The organism is Arthrobacter sp. P1_A5, assembly GCF_056406825.1.
The window spans coordinates 1-20,524 of sequence record NZ_JBFTZL010000022.1; the positions used below are offsets into that span (position 1 = coordinate 1).

Here is a 20,524-nt window from a genome sequence, read left to right on the forward strand (position 1 = left end):
GTCGGAGCCCATGTCGAACGGGTAGTCCGAGCCGAGCAGCACCTGCCCCGGGCCAGCGGCAGCCACGAGCGCCCGCAGTTCAGCCGGGCTGTGGACAAGGGAGTCGAAGAACAGCTTCTTCACATACGACGACGGCGGCTCAGCACAGCCGCGTGCCTCCGGCCGCACCCGCCAGGCGTGATCGGAGCGGCCAAGGCTGGTGGGCAGGTAGCCGCCGCCGTGCGCCGCCAGAACCTTAAGGTCCGGGTGCCGGTCCAGGACACCGCTGAAGATCAGGTGGGACAGGGCCACCGCATTTTCCGCGGGCTGGGAGACGGTGTTGGCGAGGTAGAAGCGGTCCAGCCGCTCGTCCAGCGAGCAGCCGAACGGGTGCAGGAAAACCAGGGCACCAAGCTCCTCGGCCCGGCTCCAGAACGGTTCCAGCCTGGCGTCGGACAGCTCAACGGTGCTGCGCTCCGGGTCGGCGGGGGTGGCGGCGAACGAGCCGATTTCCACGCCGAGCAACCCGCACTCCAGCATGGCGTGTTCCAGGGCTTCGACCATCAAGGAAGGGTGCTGCAGCGGGACCAGGCCCAGGCCATTCAGCCGTTCCGGGGCGCGGTCCACGAACTCCCGCACCGCCTGGTTGGCGGCCTTGGCAACCTGCAGGGCCAGTTCTTCCGCGGCGAAATAGTAGAAGTGCGACGGCGACGGCGAGACGAGCTGCACGTCCACGCCTTGGGCGTCCATGTCCGCAAGACGGCGGTCCAGGTCCGTCAGTTGCGGCCAGCGCTCCTTGATCATTTTTCCCGAAGCGGCCATCGACTCTGGTCCGTTGCGCCGGACTTCCAGGGCCTGTTGAGCGCCGAAGCCCTCGGGATCAGCTTCGGCCACCAATTGCTGCAGGGCCGGAAGCAGGATGTGGGCGTGGACGTCCACGGTCGGTTTTTCAGCAGGGCCGGTGCTCATGCGGGCTCCCTAACCAAGCTGGAGACTGAATGCATGAGGCCCGGCACGTTGGCGTCCCGGACGCCGTCGAGCATCCACTGGCCCAGCTGGACGGAGGCGTCGACCACTGCTTTTGCCCGGTCCAGTCGGCGGTCGGTGAACTCTTTCCAGAGTGTCTCGGTGATGTCGTCGGCGCCGATCAGGAGATCGGCCAGCACGCCTGCGTCTTCCATTGCCATGGCAGCACCTTGCGCGATGGTTGGCGGGCAGCTGTGGGCGGCGTCGCCGATGATGACGGTGCGGCCGCGGTTCCACGGCCCGTCCACCAGGTGGGTAGTGAACCACGTGTAGTTGATGCGGGCGCTCTGGTCCAGGTTGGCGCGGATCTCGTTCCATGGGCCGCCGTAGGCTGCGGCGAGGTCGGCCATAATGCGGGGGCCGTCCTCGTGCTTGCGCTCCTGGGCCCTTTCCACGAGGTAGGCGTAGATGGTGTCAGGGCCGGTGGGGCAGTAGCCGGCGATGAAGCAGGGGCCGCCGTAGGTCAGGTCGGTGCGGACCACGTCCTGCGGCCGTTCCACGAACGCGCGCCAGATGCCCATGCCCGTGGACCGGGGTTCACTATCGATGCCGATGGCCTTGCGGACAGCTGAGTGCAGGCCGTCGGCGCCGATCAGGAGGTCGTAGCGGGCGGTGCCGCCGTCGGCGGTGCTCACGGTGACGGAACCGCCGTCGTCTGTTATTTCGGTGACCGTCTTGCCGTAGCTGATCCGTGCGCCTGCCTGCCCGGCACGCTCGCGGAGGATGGCGGTGAGGTCGGGGCGGTACATGCCCAGTGTGGCTGGGAGGTCGTCGCCGCCGGTCCGCATGTCATCCAACACGGCGATGACGGTGCCGGCGGGGTCCGGGGCGCGCAGGCCGAGGGTGCTGAACGCGTAGCCCTTCGCCTCGATTTGCTCCCAGACGCCCAGCTGGCGGAGGATCCGCAGGGCGTTCCCCTGCAATGTGATTCCAGAGCCAAGGGTTTGCGGGGCGTCGGCCTTCTCCAGGATTTCAACCTGGATTCCCGCGTCGGCCAGCAGGATGGCGGCGGTCAGTCCCGCGGCTCCCGCCCCGACGATTCCGACGTTCTGTACTGCTGCCATCGCTGACTCCTTTGTATTGACGGCGTGACTGATGATGGTTGTGGTGCTGTTGTACTGAAAGCTACCGGAGGGCGATCGGGTTGACGGGCGATCCGACGGCGCCGGTAATGGGCAGGGGCGCCGCGGTGAGCAGGAAGTCGTACCTGCCGTCTGCCGCGCAAGCCTGCGCGAGGCCGTCCGGGTCCCACATTTCGCCGAGGAACAGCCCGAGGTTGGGGATGGCGATCTGGTGGAGGGGCTGGAAGGCGCCGTCGAACTCGTTGGGCCGGACCTCGAAACCCCAGGTGTCCGTGGCGATCCCCGCGATTTCACTGCGGTGAAGCCAGGGTGCGGTGCTGAAGGACAGCCCCGGGGCCGAGCCGCCGGCGTAGTCGCCCCAGCCGTCGCGGCGCACCCGGGTGTGCTGTCCGGTGCGGATCACCAGGATGTCGCCCCGGCCAACCTTTGAGCTGGGGCCCTGCAGGTCGATGGTCCGCTGGAGGTGTTCGGGGGTGATGGCGAAACCGTCCGGCAGCTCGCCGTCGTTCCTTCCCAGGTCGGGTCCGAGCGCGCGGCCGACGTCCAGCAGGACGCCGCGGGTGACGATCTTGGCCGCGGCGGTTTCGATGCCGGTGACCAGGTCGCCTTCGGAGGTGACCACGTCCCCTGCGGCACGGCCGTTCCAGGCCTTGCCCTGGTCGAAGATGTGGCCGAGGCCGTCCCACTGGGTGGAGCACTGCAGCGGCATGGCAATGACGTCGTCCGCGCCGCCGAAGCCGTGCGGGAAGCCCTGGTTGCCGCGTTCGGCGTCCACGCCGGTGTCGGTCATGGTGTGGACAGGGTTGGTGCGTCGCCGCCAGCCCTTCTGCGGCCCGTTGGTGTCGAACGGCTGGGACAGCGAGAAKGCCTCGCCCGTCTTTACCAGGGCTGCTGCTTCAATGCGCTTGTCCGCGTCGATGAAGTTCAGGGTCCCAAGGACGTCGTCCTGGCCCCAGCGGCCCCAGTTGTTGTGGGATTCGGCCATGGCGCGGATGCTGCCGAGCGGATCGTCACGCCGGATGACCGGGGCATCGGTGGCTGATTCCCCGGTGCCGGTGGTGGTGGGTGCTGTGTCCTGGCTGGTCACTGCTGGCTGCCTTCAGTGACAACTTCGTCCTTGCAGTGGATGAGCTGGGTGCCCAGGCCCGTAATGGTGCCCTCCATGACGTCGCCGTCCTGGAGCAGCCTTCCCCAGTGCTGGCCGTTGCCGGCGGGGCTTCCGGTGAGCACCAGGTCTCCCGGGCGCAGCGGCATGATCTGGGAAGCCTCGCTGATCAGCTTGGCGACACCGAAGATCATGTCTGAGGTGGACTCGTCCTGCATGGCCTTGCCGTTGAGCTTCAGCGTGACCTGGACGTCCTGCGGGTCGCCGAAGAACTTGGCGGGTACCAGCAGCGGTCCGGTGGGCAGGAAGCCGGGGGCGTTCTTGGCGCGGTACCAGTCCGAGCCGATGGCCGGCATGTCCTTGCGGAACACGTACTCACGGGTGGTGATGTCGTTGACCATGGTGTAGCCGAAGACGTAGTCCAGGGCTTCCTCGGGGGTGACCCGGAACGCCGTCCTGCCGATCACCGCCGCCAGTTCAAGTTCCCAGTCGTGGGACTTGGAGTAGGCAGGCAGGGTGAGGTCGTCCGTGGCGGACGCGATCGCCGTCGGGAGCCCGATGAAGAAGTACGGCGTTCCCTGGCCCGCGCGCTTGTCCATCATTGCGGCGGTCCGGTCCCGGACTTCGTCCTCGTCCTGGCCCGGYTCGCGGTGGGCCGCAGCGAGGTCGATGACGTGCTTGCGGTAGTTGGCGCCGGTCTGAAGGACCTGGACAGGCTCTACCGGGGCGAGGACCTCGATGTCGGCCATGGCCAGGCCGGTGTCCTCGCCGGCCGATGCGGCGATGGCGTCCAGCTGGTTCTCGGTGGTGTCCCAGTGCTCGATCAGGGCGTTGATCTCCCCATCCAGCGGCAGGACGCGGTCGCCGACCAGCAGGCCCGCGCGGGCCTTGCTGTCACCGGTCTCCTGGAACCGGATGAGTGCATATTGTGTTTCGGCCATGGTGTCCTAGCCCCGTCCCTGCTTGGCGTAGGGGTTCAGGAGGGCTTCCTTCATTTCGGGGGAGGCGCCTTCTTCGGTGGCGGTGAAGCCTTCGGCGGGAGGGAAGGATTCGGTCATGGAGTGCGGCATGGCGCCGTTTTTGTAGAAGTTGTTGGATCCTTCGGAGGGCTTCCAGGTGTTGGCTTCCCAGTCCGGGACGTAGTTGCGGTAGCCACCGGAGTTGAGCTCGACGCGCAGTCCTGACGGGTCGCGGAAGTAGAGGAAGTTTTGCTCGCCCACGCCGTGGATGGAGGGGCCGTATTCCATGGCGGTGCCGTTTTCCATCATGACGTCCGCGGTGCGGAGCAGGTCTTCGGTGGCGTCCACCCAGAAGGCGATGTGGTTGACGCGTCCCGCGCGGCTGGAGGTGTCCAGGACCACGCCCAGGTCGTGGGACTTTTCGTTGGTCGTGAGCACGGAGAAGACGGTGATGGGTGCCTCGTCCAGGTCCACGAAGGCCATGACGCGGAAGCCCAGGGCTTCGTTGTACCACTTGGCGAAGCCTCGGACATCGGAGGAGGCCACGGTGACGTGGTCCAGGAAGCGGGGCGCTGCGGCGTGGCTGCTGCGGCGCTCCGGCCGGTCCGGGTAGGTGGATTCAAGACCGGGCTCAGCCACGAACTTCTCAACGTCGAAGAAGAGGCGCATGGGGTGGCCATAGGGGCCGGTGAATTCGTAGGCCTTGCCGTAGCCGTGGCCGCCGGCGGTCCAGCTGCCCTGGATGCCGGTTGCTTCGACGCGCTGGGCTGCGGCTTCCAGGCCGGCTTGGGAGTTGGCGCGCCAGGCCATCCGGCCCAGGGAAGCTTCCGGACCTTCGGTGAGGACCAGGCTGTAGCGGTAGTAGTCACCCCAGCAGCGCAGGTAGACGTTGCCGTGCACCCGGTCGATGATGCGCATGCCGAACTTTTCCTCGTAGAACCGTGCCGAGGCTTCGACGTCGGGGGTTGTGATCTCGAGGTGGGCAAGATGGGAGAGGGGAGTTTCCACGTTGAATTCCTTCTAAGTACTGATTGCCGTGAGTGGGTCGCTGCAGGTCTAGTAACCAGACTGAGGCAAAAGAAGTATTCGGTGAAGAGGCGTTTACTGATGCCACCTATTTGTATGGCAGATACCTTGGCCTTAGTGCAGGCCCAACGTAACGAGTTGTCCGATCAGCGGCCGGCCACCGTGCGGCCGAGGGAAAGGAACGACGATGTTCACCCTGCAAATTAGCTATCCGGTCCGGGATTCCGATGCCTTTAAGAACGTCTTTGACAGCGATCCCGCAGGCCGCGCTGACAGGTTCCTATCGGTACTTGATCCCTATCATCGCCATTACGGTGCGGGCTGCTCGGCCGATCCCGAATCCGAGGACACCTCGGGCTGCGGGGTCGGTTCGGTTGCGGGGGCGGGCTCCGGGCTCTGGCCGGTTTCCGGGGCGACGTCCGCTGGGGTGCTGTCGCTTGGTGCGCCGGCTCCCGGCACTGCGGTTCCGGCCGAGCCACTGTCCGCGCCACTGGGGCTACCGTCCGTGGTCAGGCCATCTACTTTGTTGGCGCCTTCCTCGACTTTCGCAGGCACTTGCTCAACTTGCCCAGGTCCTTCCTTCACGTCCTTGGTGGATGCGTCCGTTTTGTCCGGGGCGGTCGGAGTGCCGCTCAGTGCTGTGCCCAGCGTCGTCGTGGGTCCGGTCGCACCGCCCTCGATGCTCGACGCCGACGAGACAAGGCTGGAGATGGGCTTATTGGTTCCGAATTCGACCGCAGTGACACCGACCATCGCGATAACGAATGCGGCAGCGCTGACCGCCCCGACCTTGATCCAGGTCTTCGGTGTGAACTGCCTCCTCAGCCGTTTGGCTCGAGGTTCGTCGCTCCCGGCCGGAGCGCTGGCGGCCAGTACTTCGCCGTCGTCAGCGGGCAGTCCGCCCCTGCGTCGCTTTGGGATTTTCGTCAATGCCACGTTGGCGGCCGAACTGAGTGTTCGGGCATAGAGAGCGGCGCCCACCGTGGCAACGATAGAACCGAGTGCGGCGCCGATAAGGGTCCCGGCTACGCCTAGAAAGGACCCCACCAAGGCAGAGGTCACCGCGGCCAACGCCGAGCCAATAGTCTGGGCGCCACTTAGCCCCAGGAGCTGTTTCGGCTTGTCTTCAATAGCGGAGTCTGCAGGCATCTTCAAACACATTTCAGTCAGATAATGTTACGAACAGATAACTTTACCTGCCCCGACTGGCTTCCGGCTGTCGCCGTAATAATTTGAGACGCTTCTCACGGTAGATGTTCGGCGCCACCCATGCCTCCGACGGCGGCTGGCCCGCGCTGTCCAGCACCTCAACAAAACGGAAGCGGACGACGGCGGGAAGCCCCGCCGTCGTCCGCTAAAAGTTTAGACCTCGGCCGCAGCCCGTCGGGCCCGGGCGGCTCGCACGAGCCCGCTGGACACGGCCGCTCCCACGAGGGCGAGCACCGCGAGCACGAGGAACACGATGTGGTAACCGCCGGCTCCCGGATTTGCGTCGAGGATTGTCCCGTAGACGATGAAAGCGAACATCCCTGGTGCATAGCCGACCAGGCATGCGATTCCGAAAGCCGTGCCGCTGGTCTCCTCCGGAATCCCGACCTCGTCCATCGGCGCCCAGAACACACCCCGCATGGTGAAGACGATAAGCGAGAACAGCAGGGTCACGATCATCGCCGGGATCTGGCTGCCCGGATCGGCCGGGAGGAGCAGCAGCACCGCCACCGCCGGGATCAGGCACAGGAACGCCAGCCGGATGTACCGGCTCGCACCCTTGACCACCTTGTCCGCGAGGACTCCGCCGATCGGGCCACCGATGATTTTCAGGCCGTACTGGTTGATGATGCCGTAGGCGCCGACCAGCGCGACAGGCAGCCCGTACACGTAGGTCAAATACGGGATGAAATAGGTGAGGCCGCAGTACACGACGTACACCATGAACACGGTGAAGCTCACCCACCACAGCTGCGGCTGCTTCGCGGCACGCCAGATTTCGCCGAGGCCGGCCTTCTGCTTCTTCGCCACGGGCTGCTCGCGCGCCGGCTCGCTTGTCTGATTGCTTGGCTGACTGCGAAGCAGCAGGAACAACAGCACGCCGACGACGACGTCAATGATGGCGTAGAAGGCAATGGCCGCACGGAATCCGCCGGTACCCGAACCGAGCAGGACGAAAATTCCCAGCGCGGAGAACGCCACGGCAGTGTCGACGACACCGCGACCGCCCTCGAGGAGGCCGAAGAGCCGCCCCTGTTCCTTCGAGCCGCCAAGCTGACGGATGCTCTTCAGCAACGCGGGCCAGACCAGGCAGTCCGAGCACACGGCGAGCAGCGCGAACAGGAGCAGGAGTGTGCTGAAGCCGGGGAACGTGCTGAGGAACAGGCCCAGCGCTCCCGTGCCCACGAGTCCGAGCGGGATGAGGATCCGCGTGGAGAAGCGATCGGCGAGGTAGCCGCCGACGATGAAGAGCGCCGTCGCGACCATCGAGTTGACGCTCAGGAGGGTGCCGATCTCAGTGTGGCTGAGGCCCATTGCCTCCTGCATGGGGACGTAGAACGCGTCCTTGAGGTTGGCGAGCTTGTAGATGGTGCCGCCCGCCATGACGAGCAGAGCGAAGCGGATCCACTTGCTCCAGTCGACGCGGTTCGTAGACTTCCCGGGGGTCTGAGTCAATGTGGTCATCGTGCACCTGCCAGGGAGTTCGTTGTGTCGAGCTGTGCGACGGCGATGTCGCGCAGCGAGGCGAGCAGCTCCTTCACATGGGCCACCTGGTGGTCGGCCCAGCCGGGTTCTGCAGCGAGCAGTTCATCCCGGGTCCATCCGGGCGGGATGCCGGTAGTGCTCAGATCGCGGTACGGGATGAAAGGGTCCGCGCCTTCGCCGGCGTGGCGGAAGGCGGGAGCGTAGTAAAGATTTTCCTGTTCGAGGGCCAGGGCGATGACCTGGGGCTCGTCCTCGCCGAGCATCAGGAGCTCGAAGAGCATCCGCGCACCGGGCAAGTCGTCCTCAGGGCTTCCCTGCAGCACACCGCGGTGACCGTAGCCGTCCCCCTCGGGAAGAACATGGACCCCTTTCAGGTGCACCTGCAGGATGTGCGGCGCGAGCGCGGAGAGGGCATCCATGGGACGCTCGCAGGCATTGATCATATTCCCGAAATCGAACATGGCGTGCAGGCGCGGATGGGAGACCCGGCGCAGCAACTCGGCGATCTCGGTGGAGCGCAGTTCCTCGTGCTGCTCGAAGGAGAAGTGCAGATCGTGCGCGTCTGCGAGCACGGCGAGCCGGCGCAGGTCCTGCTCGATCAGTGTCATCACCTGCGAGAGCGTGCCCTCGAAGCGCGAGTAGACGCGGATGTGCCGGACGCCGAGGACCCCCGCGATGCGGACTACCTCGTCCACGTCCGCGCGCAGGGTGGTGCTGATTTCGAGGTGGATCCCCAGACCCAGGTGGCGCGCGCGGTCGGCGAACTCGCGAAGCCTGTTCTCGCTCATCCGGCCCAGGCTCCGCTCCTCGCCGTCGAGGAGGTGGATGCAGGCGCCGGCCAGGCCGTGCCGATGCGCGAAGTCGAGCACATCATCGGGCCCGTACCCGCCGTAGGTCAGGTTGCCAAGGAGGGCGTAGGCGTGGGCGAACAGAGGGGCGCGGTCGATCCGTTCGATCAGGGTCCGGGCCAGCTCGTCGGTCAGGCGGGGCAGGGACTCGATCTCCTCTTGGTTGAGGCGGGATCTTAGGAGCGCCTGAAATTGGGCATCGGCAGGGGGCATCGTTGGCTCCTCGGGAGGCGGGTCAGGGGTGGTGGCGAATGTCACTCATCATTTGTACGCCGGTAATGGATCGCAAAAAAGATCCATTAAGGCCACAGTCGTTAAGTCCATTCAGGAACCTGGGGCGATGCGCTCCCATCGGTCCCACGCGGCGGCCATCCTGCCGACAGCCTGCGGCATGTGCTCCTCCGCGGTGCCGGCGAACCCGATCAGCAGCGCCGGGGGGAGCTGCCGGGTGAGCCGGTACTCGCCGAGAGGGTAGGTGTACACCCGGCCCGCGGCCAGTCCCCTGGCTACCTCGATATCGTCGACCGGTTCACGGAGCCAACCCATGACGTGCAGGCCGGCGTCGACCGGGGCGGCTTCAATCCTGTGGCTCAACTGGTGATCGATTGCTTCGAGCAGGGCGTCCTGCCGTGCCGCGTAGAGACGCCGGGTGCGGCGAAGGTGGGCGTGCAGATGCCCTTCCGACAGGAAGTCCGTGAGGGCCATCTGGAGCACCATCGCGGGCGGGCGTCCAATGACCGATGATGCGGATGCGAACGGCTTCACCAGGTCCTCCGGCAGCACGCAGTATCCGAGGCGGATCGACGGCGCGAGCACCTTGCTGAAGGAGCCCACAGTGATCACCTGCCTGCTCAAATCGAGCCCGAACAGGGTTGGGAGGAATTTCCCGCGGTAGCGCAGCTCGCTGTCGCAGTCGTCCTCGACGATCCAGCTCCCGTTTCGTTGCGCCCACGCGATCCACTCCGCCCTTCGCCCCGGGCTCATCGCAATGCCGAGCGGATGCTGCCGCGCGGGGGTCATGCAGGCCAGGCGTGCCGGAGCCGCGTCGTCGTCCGGGAGGACTGCTCCCTCGTCGTCGACGGGGACGCCTCGGACAGGACAGCCCTGGGACTGGAAGGCGAGCCGTCCGGAGATGTGCCCCGGGTCCTCGACGACGACGGGGTCGCCGGCGTCGAGCAGGAGAACCGCCAGCACGTTGAAGGCCTGCTGCGCACCGGAGGTGACGACCACCTGGTCCGCCGTGCACCCCAGGGCTCTCACGTCGTTGACGTATTCCGCGATCGCTTCCCGCAGTGGGCGGTAGCCGTGGGGATCGCTGTACCCGATCGCAAGCGGATCGGTGCGCCCGGCATGGCGCCCCAACAGGCGCTTCCAGGTCGCCGCGGGGAAAGCCGAGGACGCAACCTGGCTGGCAACGAACGATTCGGTCTCTGCCGGCGCCCACGTGTGCGGCGCCTCGCTGAACAGGTCGGTGCCCCGCGAAGAGGTGGCGGCTCCGCGTTCGGACAGCGGCGGCCGGGACATCGGCCTGTGCGGGGCGGCATCGCTCCACAGGGTGTCGACGTACGTGCCGTCACCCGCACGTGAGCGCAGGAAGCCCTCAGCAGTGAGTTGCTCGAACGCAGACACGACAGTAATCCGCGATACTCCCAGCTCGGTGACGAGCGTGCGGGTCGAGGGCAAGCGGGTTCCGCTCGGCATTGAACCCGTCAGGATCTGGGTGCGCAACTGCGCATACAGCTGCTGGTGCAAAGGCTCAGCCGCTGCGCGGTCGAGCTCAAGTCCGGCCAGCAGTCGGCCGCCAGCGCTCTTCATCCCGCGAACCGCGGAGCTGATTTCACCATGGCCCCATTTTACGGGCCCGATTCCAGCTGCCGTCGGTCCGGACGTTGCGCCAGATGGCGGGATCGTTGGACAGGCCGCGGTTCCCGGCGGCATATCCGAGCCACCCGGACGGGCGGGTGCCTAAACCAGCGGCCACGGGTAGCGCATGCCGGTGCGGTCAACCGGCAGGACCCGTGCGTGCAGCAGGCGCTGGACGCGGCGCTGCAGGGCGGTGACCTCGTCGTCGTCGAGGAGCTCGGCCACCTCGGGAGGAGCGGCCTCGGCGAGCGGGGCGATGTCCTCGAGCAGGGCATCGGGGATGGGGTCGCCGGCGAAGTCCCAGATCACGGTGCGGAGTTTGAAACTCGCGGAGAAGCAGAGCCCGTGGTCGATGCCCCAGACCCGTCCGTCGTCGCCGCGCAGCACGTGCCCGCTTTTGCGGTCCGTGTTGTTGGCGACGTAATCGAACAGGGCGATGCGGGCCAGGTCGCGGTGCGTCTCTGGGGCGTCTTCGAACAGCGTGAAGTAGTGCTCGCCGAAGTCGCACTCGATGAACCACTGCAGCGACCCGACCCCCAACGGGGCTTCCTCGCGGATCACGGTCGGCGGCACGAGGCCCCACGACAGGGACTCGCTGAGCAGGTAGGCGGCGCGTTCGCGCTTGTAGAGTCCGGGCTCGAAATCGGACAACGGCCGTTCGCCGGCCTCCGGCTTGTAGACCGCGTACCCCTCGTCTTCGCCGCAGGAGACCTGGACCAGGAACGTCTCGTTGCTGCTGCGCGGGATGCGCCCGAGCAACTCGACGCGGCCCTCGGCGAGCAGGGTCAGCTCCCGGCCGGACACCGGCTGCCCCAATTCATGACGCCCTCAGCCCGCTGAGCGGTTCCGACGTCGAATTCACCATCAACACGGCCGGGTCCTGCCCCTCCACAAACGAGATGGCCGACACCGAGCCCGGGCTGATAACGATCCTTTGGAAAAGGTCCAGCGGCGTCCCCAGAGCGTGGGCGACGGCGGCCTTGATGGGATCGGCGTGGGAGAAGCAGACCACTACACCCCCGGCGTGGGCCGCGCACAGGGGCTCTAGTGCTCCGATGATCCGCGCCTGCATCTCCAGAAAGCTCTCACCGTTCGGGAAACGGAAGGCGGATGGGCTGTGCTGCACGGTCTGCCACTCGGGCAGGGCCGCCAGGTCCGCGATCGCGGCACCGGTCCATTCGCCGAAATCGCACTCCAGCAGCCCGTCGTCGTGCGCCACCGCCAGTCCCGTGCGGGCCGCCGTCGGCTCTGCCGTTTCGCAGGCGCGCTCCAGCGGGGAGGAATAGAGGGCGTCGACGGACAAGCCCGCGAGCCGTTCTGCGACCCGTTCCGCCTGGGCCCGGCCCCGGTCGGACAGATGCAGTCCGGGGGCGTGCCCTGGGAGCACCATGCCCGTGGTCGGCGTTTCCCCGTGGCGCACCAGAAGCAGGAGCGTGCCCTGCCGCTCGGGTGAGGTCGCGGGGGCCGGAGGTGCCGGCGCGGTTGATGCAGTCATCAGCATTAAGCGTAGCGGCAGGGGTCCCCGCCCGAGCTTGCGAGGGTGGGGGAGCTGCAGAGCGGTATTCCGCACTTCACGCCAACGCGCAGGAATCTGCAAGAATCCCTCGATTCCCTGCACGGGAGAGGTCTACGGTGGAGGAGTGAGTGATCGCCCCGATATCTTCACTGTTGGTGAACTGCGTGCCGCCGGCCACGTCCACAAAGACCTGCGCCGCGAAATCCGCGACAACCTGCTCGCGGCCCTTGCTGCCGGTCTGGATCCCTGGCCCGGGATGTTCGGGTTCAGCCGGACCGTCCTGCCCCAGCTCGAGCGGGCCCTGCTCGCCGGCCACGACGTCGTCCTGCTCGGCGAACGCGGACAGGGCAAGACGCGGCTCCTGCGCACCCTGGCCGGGCTGCTGGACGAGTGGTCGCCGGTGATCGAGGACTCGGAACTGAACGAACACCCGTACGAACCCATCACGGAGCACTCCCGCGCCCTGGCCCTCACCGAGGGGGACCGGCTGCGGGTGGCGTGGAGGCACCGCTCGGAACGGTACGTCGAAAAACTCGCGACGCCGGACACCTCCGTCGCGGACCTGATCGGCGACGTCGACCCGATGCGGGTTGCCGAGGGACGCCGTCTCGGGGACCCGGAAACCATCCACTACGGCCTGGTCCCGCGCTCCAACCGCGGAATCATCGCCATCAACGAGCTGCCCGACCTGGCCGAGCGGATCCAGGTCTCGATGCTCAACGTGATGGAGGAACGCGACATCCAGATCCGCGGCTACGTGCTGCGGCTGCCGCTGGACGTCCTGGTGGTCGCGTCCGCCAACCCGGAGGACTACACGAACCGCGGGCGCATCATCACGCCCCTGCGGGACCGCTTCGGCGCCGAGATCCGCACCCACTACCCGATCGAGCTCGACGACGAGGTCGCCGTCATCCGGCAGGAGGGGCAGCTGGTGGCCGGCGTCCCGCCCGTCATCCTCGAGATTCTGGCCCGCTACACCCGGGCGCTGCGGCAGTCGCCGGCGGTGAACCAGACCTCCGGGGTTTCCGCCAGGTTCGCCATCGCCGGCGCCGAAACCGTCGCCGCGGCGGCCCTGCGCCGGGCCAGCGTGCGCGGCGAGGACGAGGCCGTCGCCCGGATCATCGACCTGGACGCCGCCGTGGACGTCCTCGCCGGAAAGATCGAGTTCGAATCCGGTGAGGAAGGCCGGGAACAGGACGTCCTGGACCACCTCCTGCGCATGGCCACCGCGGAAGCCGTCCGGGCCCACTTCCACGGCCTGGACATGGGCCCGCTCGTGGCCGCGCTCGACGGCCACGCCACGGTCACCACAGGGGAACTGGTCACCGCGCGGGAGTTCCTCCACAACCTCCCGTCCCTCAACGGATCCAGCCTCTATGACGACATCAGTGAGCGCCTGGGCGCGACAAACGACGGGCAGCGCGCCGCCGCCGTCGAACTTGCGCTGGAAGGGCTCTACCTCGCCCGGCGGATCTCCAAGGAGTCCGACGACGAGGAGACGATCTACGGGTAGGCAGCTTTACGGCTAAGGAGGCCTCATGACCGCTCACAACCGGTCCAGGTACGGCCGGTACACGGGAGGACCGGATCCGCTCGCCCCGCCGGTGGACCTGGCGGAGGCGCTGGACGCCGTCGCCGAGGACGTCATGGCCGGCTACTCGCCCCGGCACGCCCTCCGGGAATTCCTGCGCCGCGGCGGCCGGAACCGGGAAGGCCTCGACGACCTCGCCGGTCGTGTCCAGCAGCGGCGCAGTGAACTGCTGGGCCGGCACAACCTGGACGGCACCCTCAGCGAAGTCCAGAAGCTGCTTGAGACTGCGGTGCTGGAGGAGCGCAAACAACTAGCCCGCGACGCCATGATGGATAACACCGACCGCGCCTTCCGGGAGATGCAACTGCAGAACCTGCMGCGCTCCACGGCGGCGGCGGTCAACGAGCTCGCCTCCTATGACTGGCAGTCCAGCACCGCGCGGGAGGCCTACGAGCGGATCAAGGACCTGCTCGGCCGCGAACTCCTGGACCAGCGGTTCGCCGGTATGAAGGAGGCGCTCGAGGGCGCCACCGAGGAGGACCGCGCGGCCGTGGCCGAGATGCTGCAGGACCTCAACGGGCTCCTCGACAAACACCGCCGCAGCGAGGACACCGACGCGGACTTCCAGGCATTCATGGCCAAACACGGCCAGTTCTTCCCGGAGAACCCGCAGTCGGTCGAGGAGCTGGTGGACGCGCTCGCCCAGCGCGCGGCCGCCGCGCAGCGGCTCCTGCAATCCATGTCCGCCGAGCAGCGCGAGGAGCTGATGCGACTCTCCGCCCAGGCGTTCGGCTCGCCCGAGCTTATGGCACAGCTGGGCCAACTCGATTCCAACCTGCAGGCTTTGCGCCCCGGCGAGGACTGGTCCGGCTCCGAACGCTTCGAGGGCGAGGAAGGACTCGGACTCGGCGACGGCACCGGCGTGCTCCAGGACATCGCCGAACTGGACGAGCTGGCCGAACAGCTTTCCCAGGCCTACAGCGGGTCACGCCTTGATGACCTGGACCTGGACGCCTTCGCCCGCCAGCTCGGACAGAATGCCGCCGTGTCGGCCAGCACCCTCGCGGAGATCGAGCGGGCCATGCAGGATGGCGGCTTCCTCCAGCGCGKCGCCGACGGTGATCTCCGGCTGTCCCCGCAGGCCATGCGGCGGCTCGGCAGGTCGCTGTTGCGGGACACCGCCAAGCAGCTCTCCGGCCGGCAGGGCCGCCGGGACACGCGGGTTGCCGGGGCGGCCGGGGAGCAGACCGGCTCCAGCCGCCAATGGGAGTTCGGCGACGCCGAGCCGTGGGACGTCACCCGCACCATCACCAACGCGATCCGCCGCACGATCGCCGACGGCGGTGACCCGGGCCGCGGACTGCGGCTCGCCGTGGGCGACATCGAAGTCACGGAGACGGAGGCGCGGACACAGGCCGCCGTCGTCCTGCTTGCGGACGTGTCCTTCTCGATGGCCGCCGAGGGACGCTGGGTGCCTATGAAACGCACCGCACTCGCCCTGCACCACCTCGTCTCAACCCGGTTCCGCGGCGACCGGCTGCAGCTGATCACGTTCGGCCGCTACGCGCAGACCATGGACATTGGCGAGCTCACGGCCCTGCCGGCCCTGCGGGAGCAGGGAACCAACCTGCACCACGGCCTGCTGCTGGCCGGCCGGTTCTTCCGCCAGCACCCGTCGATGCAGCCCGTCCTCCTCGTGGTGACCGACGGCGAACCCACCGCGCACCTGCTGGCCGACGGCGAGTCCTGGTTCTGCTGGCCGCCGGACCCGGAGACCATCCGCGTGACGGTCGCCGAACTGGACCGCCTGGCCCGTGCCGGCACGCAGGCGACGTTCTTCCGGCTCGGCGACGACCCTTCCTTGGAACGTTTCGTCCAGCGGATGGCCCGCCGCATCGACGGCCGCGTGGTGACGCCCGAGGCCGGGGACCTGGGCGCGGCCGTGGTGGGCGAATACCTCCGCGCCCACTTCCGCGGACGCCCCTACGACGACGCCGACTGGGCCCAATAGACGCTGCTCAATAGACGACCGCACCGGGAGTGATGCACGTGACCACCATGCCTGCCGAGGGAGTCGGGTTCCGCTCCAAACGCGGACCCGTCCTCATTGCCCTGATGCTCTCCACCGGCCTGGTGGCGATCGACGCGACCGTGGTGGCGACAGCCGTGCCCGCGATCGTGCACGACATTGGCGGGTTCACGTCGTTCCCCTGGCTGTTCTCCGCCTATCTGCTGGCGCAGGCCGTGTCCGTCCCGGTCTACGCAAAGCTTTCCGACACCATCGGCCGCAAGCCGATCATGCTGATCGGAATCGGCCTGTTCTTGCTCGGCTCGATCCTGTGCGGAGCCGCCTGGAGCATGCCGGCCCTCATCGCCTTCCGCGTCGTGCAGGGCCTGGGCGCCGGCGCGGTCCAGCCGATGGCCATCACCATCGCCGGCGATATCTACACCCTGGCCGAGCGGGCAAAAGTGCAGGGCTACCTGGCGAGCGTGTGGGCTGTCTCCTCAGTGGTGGGCCCGACGCTCGGGGGAGTGTTTGCCTCGCTCGGGATCTGGCGCGGCATTTTCCTCGTGAACATCCCTCTCTGCCTGGTGGCCGGATGGATGCTGGTCCGGTCGTTCCACGAGAACATCGAGCCCGTGAAGCACCGGGTCGACTATCTGGGCTCGGGGCTGCTCACGGTCTCGCTCACGCTGCTTATTCTCGGGGCCCTCGAGGGCGGCCAGGCCTGGGCCTGGGACTCCGGCATCAGCGACGCAGTGTTCGCCGGCGGTGCCCTCCTGTTCGTCGCGTTTATCCTTGTCGAACGGCGGGCGGCGGAGCCGGTCCTGCCTTCGTGGGTGGTGTCCCGGCGGCTGCTGGCGACGACGGCGTTGGTCGCTTTCGGCGTGGGAGCGGTCATGCTGGGCATCACATCGTACGTTCCGACGTTCCTCGTAGGAGCCCTCTCGACCTCCCCGATCGTGGCCGGGCTCGCCCTGGCGGCGCTGACCATCGGCTGGCCGATCAGTGCGTCCCAGTCAGGGCGCCTGTACCTGCGCATCGGGTTCCGGAACACTGCCCTGATCGGCATCACGGTCACCGTCATCGGCACGGGAGTCCTGGCCGTCACCGCCTCCGTCCCCAACGTTGCGCTCGTCGCCGTCAGCTGCTTCATCGTCGGGCTCGGACTCGGGCTGGTCGCGACACCGACCCTGATCGCCGCCCAGACGAGCGTCGAATGGAACGAGCGCGGCGTGGTCACCGGCACCAACCTTTTCGCCCGGTCGATCGGCAGCTCCATCGGCGTCGCCGTCTTCGGCGCGATAGCGAACGCTGTCTACGCCGGCACCCCGCACGGCGACACGGATCCCCACACAATCGTGGCGGCCTCATCCGCCGTGTTCCTGGCCGTCATGATCGCCGCCGTCCTCACCGTCGTCGCCGTCATCGGCATGCCCGCGACGAAACCCGTCAAGCAGACCCAGGCCGCCGCGCGAGGATCATCCAGCAGCGGATGACCGCGGTTCCGTTGTCACTTTTGGGGTCTTGCTGGGGCCTTCATCGCCGGATGCCGAGGGTGGCGATGAGATCTTCGTGCAATTCGAACCAGATGCGGTGGAAGGAGTCGCGGTCTGTGGCGGTGAGCCACGCCGGCTCCGTGGCTGCGTTTTCCACCGCCAGCTCGAGGCGTTCCGCGTATCCGCTGAACCGCGGCAACACAGCGGTCAGGCGGACTTCCAGACCGCTGAAGGACGCCAACGCCTGGGTGAAGGTTTGCTGTGTTGGCTCGTCGATCCCATCGTGCCGCTGACTTCCCTCGGCGAGCCAGCGGAGCTGGAGTTTGCTGCAGGCGGCCACGACTCCTGCGTTCAGTGGTGCAAACTTCGCGTGCACGGCGGCGACTGCTGCCTGGCCGCCCACGCTGTCCAGCTCCTCGGCCAGGAGCCGTTCGTTTTCAGTCCTGCCGGCCACGGTCAGGGACCAGCCCCGGGTTCCGCCGAATGAGGAGCGCGACGCCCACCCGTTCGCCCCGGCGTCAATGAGGAGCCGTTCGACGTCGTGCGGATCCTGGCCAAACCGGGCGGCAACCGACTCAGTGTCAGCGAAGCCGAGCAGCCTCAGGGCGTGGAGGGTGAGGAGCATGGATGGCTGCTGCGGGCTCATGGACCCGCTCCGGGACCGGCCGGTTTCGCGCGGACGGTTCCGTGGGTTCCGTCGACCACGAGCGTCGTTCCGTCCGTGATGCGGGTCAGGGCGCCGGCCACCCCCAGAACAGCGGGGATGCCCTGTTCGCGGGCCACAATGGCGGCGTGCGAGAGCATCCCGCCCGTTTCCGTGATGACGGCGGCGGCGATCCCGAACAGTGGCGTCCAGGCGGGGTCAGTGGTGCGGCAGACCAGGACGTCGCCGGGGGTCAGCGCGGAGAATTCGTCGACGCTGTGAACGGTCCGGGCGGTCCCGCAGGCGGTGCCAGGGCTGGCGCCGATGCCTGTGAGAAACGCGCCAGCGGGATCCCTGCCTTCTGCTCCGGCACTGGCCTCAGGGGTGAATTCCACGTCAGCCCACCAGGCCCGTGTCGGGCCTGCCGGACAGCCGATCCAGTCGCTGCTGCGCGGCCTGCGCCGAGCGGAGGCCCAGGCTCTGGGCAATCTGGGGCCAGGTCAGCCCCTCGGCCCGCGCCAGGAACAGGAGTGCCGTTTCCAGGCCATCCGTCTCTGCCCGCGCGGCAGACACAAGGGTGAGGGCGGCCCGCACGTCCAGACCATCCACCGGCTCTCCGCGGTCTGTCCCGTTGGACCGCCACAGGACGTGCTGGATGAGGTCACTCGCTGAAGGGGGCTGCCGCTCGCCCAGCCAGGGCCGGTGCGGAAGTTCGGCGGCGCCCCGGTCCAGCAACATCCGCGTGGCCTCGCTTTGGCGCTGAGCCTCCGCAGCGTCGCCGCCCGGACGGGTCCCGTCGGTCTCGTTCATTCCAGACCCTCTTTCCCGTTGGTTCGGCGCCCCTCGACTCCACCAGCTTCTGGCATCAACATCCTGTTGTCAACAATCTGTTGATGCTTCGGGGGGACGAGTCGTTGAAGCGGCGCGGACAGGAACGCCACCCGGCCAACTGCCGGGTGGCGTTCCAAAGGGGGCTGTTTTGCCGGCGGTCCACGACCGGGCTGTTGCAGGAGGTTACTTTCCGGTGTTGCTGTTGCTGTTGCCGTGCTCGGTGGAGGCGACGGCGCCGGTCTGTTCGTTGAGCAGGACCTGGTCTTTGCGTTGTTTGTCGAAGTTGAACATGGCGTTCACCGATCCGGCGGTGGCGTCGGCGGAGGCGTCGCCGATCCGGCCGGTGTGCCAGTTGTCCTCGATGAAGCGCAGGATCGAGGCCTGGTCGGTCTGGGTGTGGTCCACGTGGTTCTTCTTCGCGTAGGGGGAAATGACTACCAGCGGCTGGCGCGGCCCGGGGCCGCAGCGGTCAGCGTAACTGCCGGCCATTGGGACGCCGCTGGCTGCGGCGTGCTGGCACCAGACGGCGTCGTCGGCGGTGTTGGAGGAGTTCTTTGCCGTGGCGGCGACGTGGTCGTACCAGCCGTCCGAGTCGTCGTAGGCGAGCACCACGGCAGTGTTGTCCCAGTTCCGGGATTTCTGGATCTGGTTCACGGTGCTGGTGATGAAGTTCTGCTCGTCGATCGGGTCAGAGTAGGCGGCGTGGCCGTCCTGGAACATTCCGGCTTTCAGGAAGGACACGGCGGGCATGTTGTCGGTGTTGACCACCTTGTTGAACGCGGTGAGGTCGTACTGGTGGTTCGCCTGTCCGTTGTGGCCGATTTCCGCGTCGGACGCCGGTGCCAGGTGGTGCGGGTTGGCGGTGGAGGCGTAGTACTGGAACGGCTGGTGGTGAGGGGAGTAGTCAACCACGCTGGCGCCGGCGGCGTTCGTGTGGCTGGACAAGCACGACGCCGGGGAGTCCGCGGTCGCGGCGGTGGTCGGCGTGAAACCGCCCTGGAACCAGCCCCAGGACGTGCCCTTGGCGTTGAGCAGGTCGCCGATGTTCCTGCCGCTCATGCCGACCAGGTTTCCGGTTTTGGCGTGGCTGCTGTTCGAGCAGTCGTCGTGGACCGGGTCCGGGTCGTTGATGACGGTGCCGACGCCGTTCGCATCCGGCAGGCTGACAGCACTGCTGCCGGCCGCCGGGGTGGCCACAGGTTGTCCTGCGGCGGTGTACTCGGTGGCCCCGTGGGTCTGGCCGGATACCAGATTCAGCGCCCCGGGTGTGGAGGGTCCGAAGACAGTGCTGAAGTGGTTGTCGCTCATGGAGTAGTTCTGGGCGTAGTTCCAGATGCCGGTGACGGTGTTGCCGTCGTAGTAGTCCATGGTGAGGCCGGCGCGGCCGTACTGGTTGGKKCCGCACGCGTCGCGGCTGGTGAACTCRACGAACTTGTCCATCGCCCCGCCGTTGTAKGCCTKCTGCTCAGCGGTGTATCCGTGGTCCTGGTCGCAGGTGACGGCCTGCGCCGGTGAGAGCCGGGCAGGCTGCGCCGAGTTGGGGTTGTTCGGTGCCAGGAGGCCGGCGGTGGCCAGAGTGTTGATGTCCTTGGGGGTGTTTTTCGCGGCGGTGAAGGCGGCCGTCGCGGTGCCGGTACCCTGCTGGGTTTCACCCGGGAGATTGGCAGCCTTGGGGTAGGTGGCGAAGTAGTGGTCGAAGGAGACGTTCTCCTGGAAGATCACCACCACGTGCTTGATTGGCGTCGCGGTACCGATGTGGTTTTCGCTGGCGGAGGCGGGACCTGCGCCGATACCGAAAATTCCGGCTGTCAGTGCCGAGGCGGCCAGGGCTGCCGCGCCCGTGGCGGCGACCCGCTTCCGGGTGAATCGTTGTGCTGGATGAGGCATGGGGGAGCCAATCGTTGGTGTTCAGGGATGCCG

The 20,524-nt window shown here is 67.3% G+C and carries 18 protein-coding genes; 3 read left to right on the top strand and 15 right to left on the bottom strand.

The genetic code is table 11. From position 1 onward, the window contains the following. The 11 genes from AC1D1S_RS06225 to AC1D1S_RS06275 form a co-directional block, all read right to left on the bottom strand. Positions 1–948, bottom strand: a 948-nt coding sequence (locus AC1D1S_RS06225) for an amidohydrolase family protein (RefSeq protein ID WP_476993983.1), incomplete at its 3' end; no start/stop codon positions are given. Beyond that, positions 945–2,069 carry an FAD-dependent monooxygenase gene (locus AC1D1S_RS06230; protein WP_476993984.1) on the bottom strand — a complete coding sequence of 375 codons (1,125 nt, stop codon included), beginning with the start codon at positions 2,067–2,069 and terminating at the stop codon, positions 945–947. The genes AC1D1S_RS06230 and AC1D1S_RS06225, both read right to left, overlap by 4 nt. Before the next feature lie 61 nt (positions 2,070–2,130). Then, on the bottom strand, positions 2,131–3,174 hold the full coding sequence (locus AC1D1S_RS06235; protein ID WP_476946666.1) for a cyclase family protein: 1,044 nt from the start codon (positions 3,172–3,174) through the stop codon (positions 2,131–2,133). Then, on the bottom strand, positions 3,171–4,133 hold the full coding sequence (locus tag AC1D1S_RS06240; RefSeq protein ID WP_476946665.1) for a fumarylacetoacetate hydrolase family protein: 963 nt from the start codon (positions 4,131–4,133) through the stop codon (positions 3,171–3,173). The genes AC1D1S_RS06235 and AC1D1S_RS06240 overlap by 4 nt, the downstream gene beginning before the upstream one ends. Before the next feature lie 6 nt (positions 4,134–4,139). Next, positions 4,140–5,159 carry a VOC family protein gene (locus AC1D1S_RS06245; RefSeq protein WP_476946664.1) on the bottom strand — a complete coding sequence of 340 codons (1,020 nt, stop codon included), beginning with the start codon at positions 5,157–5,159 and terminating at the stop codon, positions 4,140–4,142. A 327-nt stretch (positions 5,160–5,486) separates the two neighbouring features. Next, positions 5,487–6,326, bottom strand: a complete 840-nt coding sequence (locus tag AC1D1S_RS06250) for a hypothetical protein (RefSeq protein WP_476993985.1) — start codon at positions 6,324–6,326, stop codon at positions 5,487–5,489. Positions 6,327–6,539: 213 nt separating this feature from the next. After that, positions 6,540–7,850 (bottom strand): MFS transporter, encoded by a 1,311-nt coding sequence (locus AC1D1S_RS06255; protein WP_476993986.1) that lies wholly within the window; start codon positions 7,848–7,850, stop codon positions 6,540–6,542. Beyond that, positions 7,847–8,932, bottom strand: a complete 1,086-nt coding sequence (locus tag AC1D1S_RS06260) for a sugar phosphate isomerase/epimerase family protein (RefSeq protein ID WP_476993987.1) — start codon at positions 8,930–8,932, stop codon at positions 7,847–7,849. The genes AC1D1S_RS06255 and AC1D1S_RS06260 overlap by 4 nt, the downstream gene beginning before the upstream one ends. A 111-nt stretch (positions 8,933–9,043) precedes the next feature. Next, positions 9,044–10,534 (bottom strand): MocR-like pyridoxine biosynthesis transcription factor PdxR, encoded by a 1,491-nt coding sequence (gene pdxR / locus AC1D1S_RS06265; protein WP_476993988.1) that lies wholly within the window; start codon positions 10,532–10,534, stop codon positions 9,044–9,046. Between the two features lie 150 nt (positions 10,535–10,684). Further along, entirely contained in the window at positions 10,685–11,386 is a 702-nt protein-coding gene (locus AC1D1S_RS06270) for an SCO1664 family protein (RefSeq protein WP_243180918.1), read from the bottom strand. A gap of 13 nt (positions 11,387–11,399) precedes the next feature. Then, positions 11,400–12,083, bottom strand: coding sequence for an MSMEG_4193 family putative phosphomutase (locus AC1D1S_RS06275; RefSeq protein WP_476942890.1), 684 nt, complete (start codon positions 12,081–12,083; stop codon positions 11,400–11,402). 139 nt (positions 12,084–12,222) lie between these two features. Here AC1D1S_RS06275 and AC1D1S_RS06280 point away from each other — a divergent pair, with 139 nt between their 5' ends. Genes AC1D1S_RS06280 through AC1D1S_RS06290 form a run of 3 tightly spaced genes read left to right on the top strand, consistent with a single transcriptional unit; the run spans position 12,223 to position 17,130 of the window. Then, complete coding sequence (locus tag AC1D1S_RS06280; RefSeq protein WP_476942889.1) at positions 12,223–13,611, top strand: sigma 54-interacting transcriptional regulator; 1,389 nt, start codon at positions 12,223–12,225, stop codon at positions 13,609–13,611. Between the two features lie 25 nt (positions 13,612–13,636). After that, positions 13,637–15,640, top strand: a complete 2,004-nt coding sequence (locus tag AC1D1S_RS06285; protein ID WP_476993989.1) for a vWA domain-containing protein — start codon at positions 13,637–13,639, stop codon at positions 15,638–15,640. Between the two features lie 32 nt (positions 15,641–15,672). Continuing rightward, positions 15,673–17,130, top strand: coding sequence for an MFS transporter (locus AC1D1S_RS06290; RefSeq protein ID WP_279294212.1), 1,458 nt, complete (start codon positions 15,673–15,675; stop codon positions 17,128–17,130). A 40-nt stretch (positions 17,131–17,170) separates the two neighbouring features. Here the strand turns inward: AC1D1S_RS06290 and AC1D1S_RS06295 are convergent, their stop codons facing one another. From AC1D1S_RS06295 to AC1D1S_RS06310, 4 genes are all read right to left on the bottom strand, one after another. Further along, the gene (locus AC1D1S_RS06295; RefSeq protein WP_243180874.1) at positions 17,171–17,776 is read right to left on the bottom strand and encodes a hypothetical protein; all 606 of its coding nucleotides are present in this window, start codon (positions 17,774–17,776) and stop codon (positions 17,171–17,173) included. Then, complete coding sequence (locus AC1D1S_RS06300; RefSeq protein ID WP_476993990.1) at positions 17,773–18,168, bottom strand: PEP-utilizing enzyme; 396 nt, start codon at positions 18,166–18,168, stop codon at positions 17,773–17,775. Before AC1D1S_RS06300 ends, AC1D1S_RS06295 begins: the two co-directional genes overlap by 4 nt. A gap of 1 nt (position 18,169) precedes the next feature. Then, positions 18,170–18,583: a hypothetical protein gene (locus AC1D1S_RS06305; protein ID WP_243180877.1), complete on the bottom strand. Its 414-nt coding sequence runs from the start codon at positions 18,581–18,583 to the stop codon at positions 18,170–18,172. A gap of 204 nt (positions 18,584–18,787) precedes the next feature. Beyond that, positions 18,788–20,491, bottom strand: a complete 1,704-nt coding sequence (locus AC1D1S_RS06310) for a phospholipase C (RefSeq protein ID WP_476993991.1) — start codon at positions 20,489–20,491, stop codon at positions 18,788–18,790. Between the last annotated feature and the right edge of the window lie 33 nt (positions 20,492–20,524).

Coding starts and splice junctions, on each gene's coding strand:
- AC1D1S_RS06230 (WP_476993984.1), bottom strand. CDS start 2,069: ATGGCAGCAGTACAGAACGTCGGAATCGTCGGGGCGGGAGCCGCGGGA.
- AC1D1S_RS06250 (WP_476993985.1), bottom strand. CDS start 6,326: ATGCCTGCAGACTCCGCTATTGAAGACAAGCCGAAACAGCTCCTGGGG.
- AC1D1S_RS06255 (WP_476993986.1), bottom strand. CDS start 7,850: ATGACCACATTGACTCAGACCCCCGGGAAGTCTACGAACCGCGTCGAC.
- AC1D1S_RS06260 (WP_476993987.1), bottom strand. CDS start 8,932: ATGCCCCCTGCCGATGCCCAATTTCAGGCGCTCCTAAGATCCCGCCTC.
- pdxR (WP_476993988.1), bottom strand. CDS start 10,534: ATGAAGAGCGCTGGCGGCCGACTGCTGGCCGGACTTGAGCTCGACCGC.
- AC1D1S_RS06275 (WP_476942890.1), bottom strand. CDS start 12,083: ATGCTGATGACTGCATCAACCGCGCCGGCACCTCCGGCCCCCGCGACC.
- AC1D1S_RS06290 (WP_279294212.1), top strand. CDS start 15,673: ATGCACGTGACCACCATGCCTGCCGAGGGAGTCGGGTTCCGCTCCAAA.
- AC1D1S_RS06295 (WP_243180874.1), bottom strand. CDS start 17,776: ATGAGCCCGCAGCAGCCATCCATGCTCCTCACCCTCCACGCCCTGAGG.
- AC1D1S_RS06305 (WP_243180877.1), bottom strand. CDS start 18,583: ATGAACGAGACCGACGGGACCCGTCCGGGCGGCGACGCTGCGGAGGCT.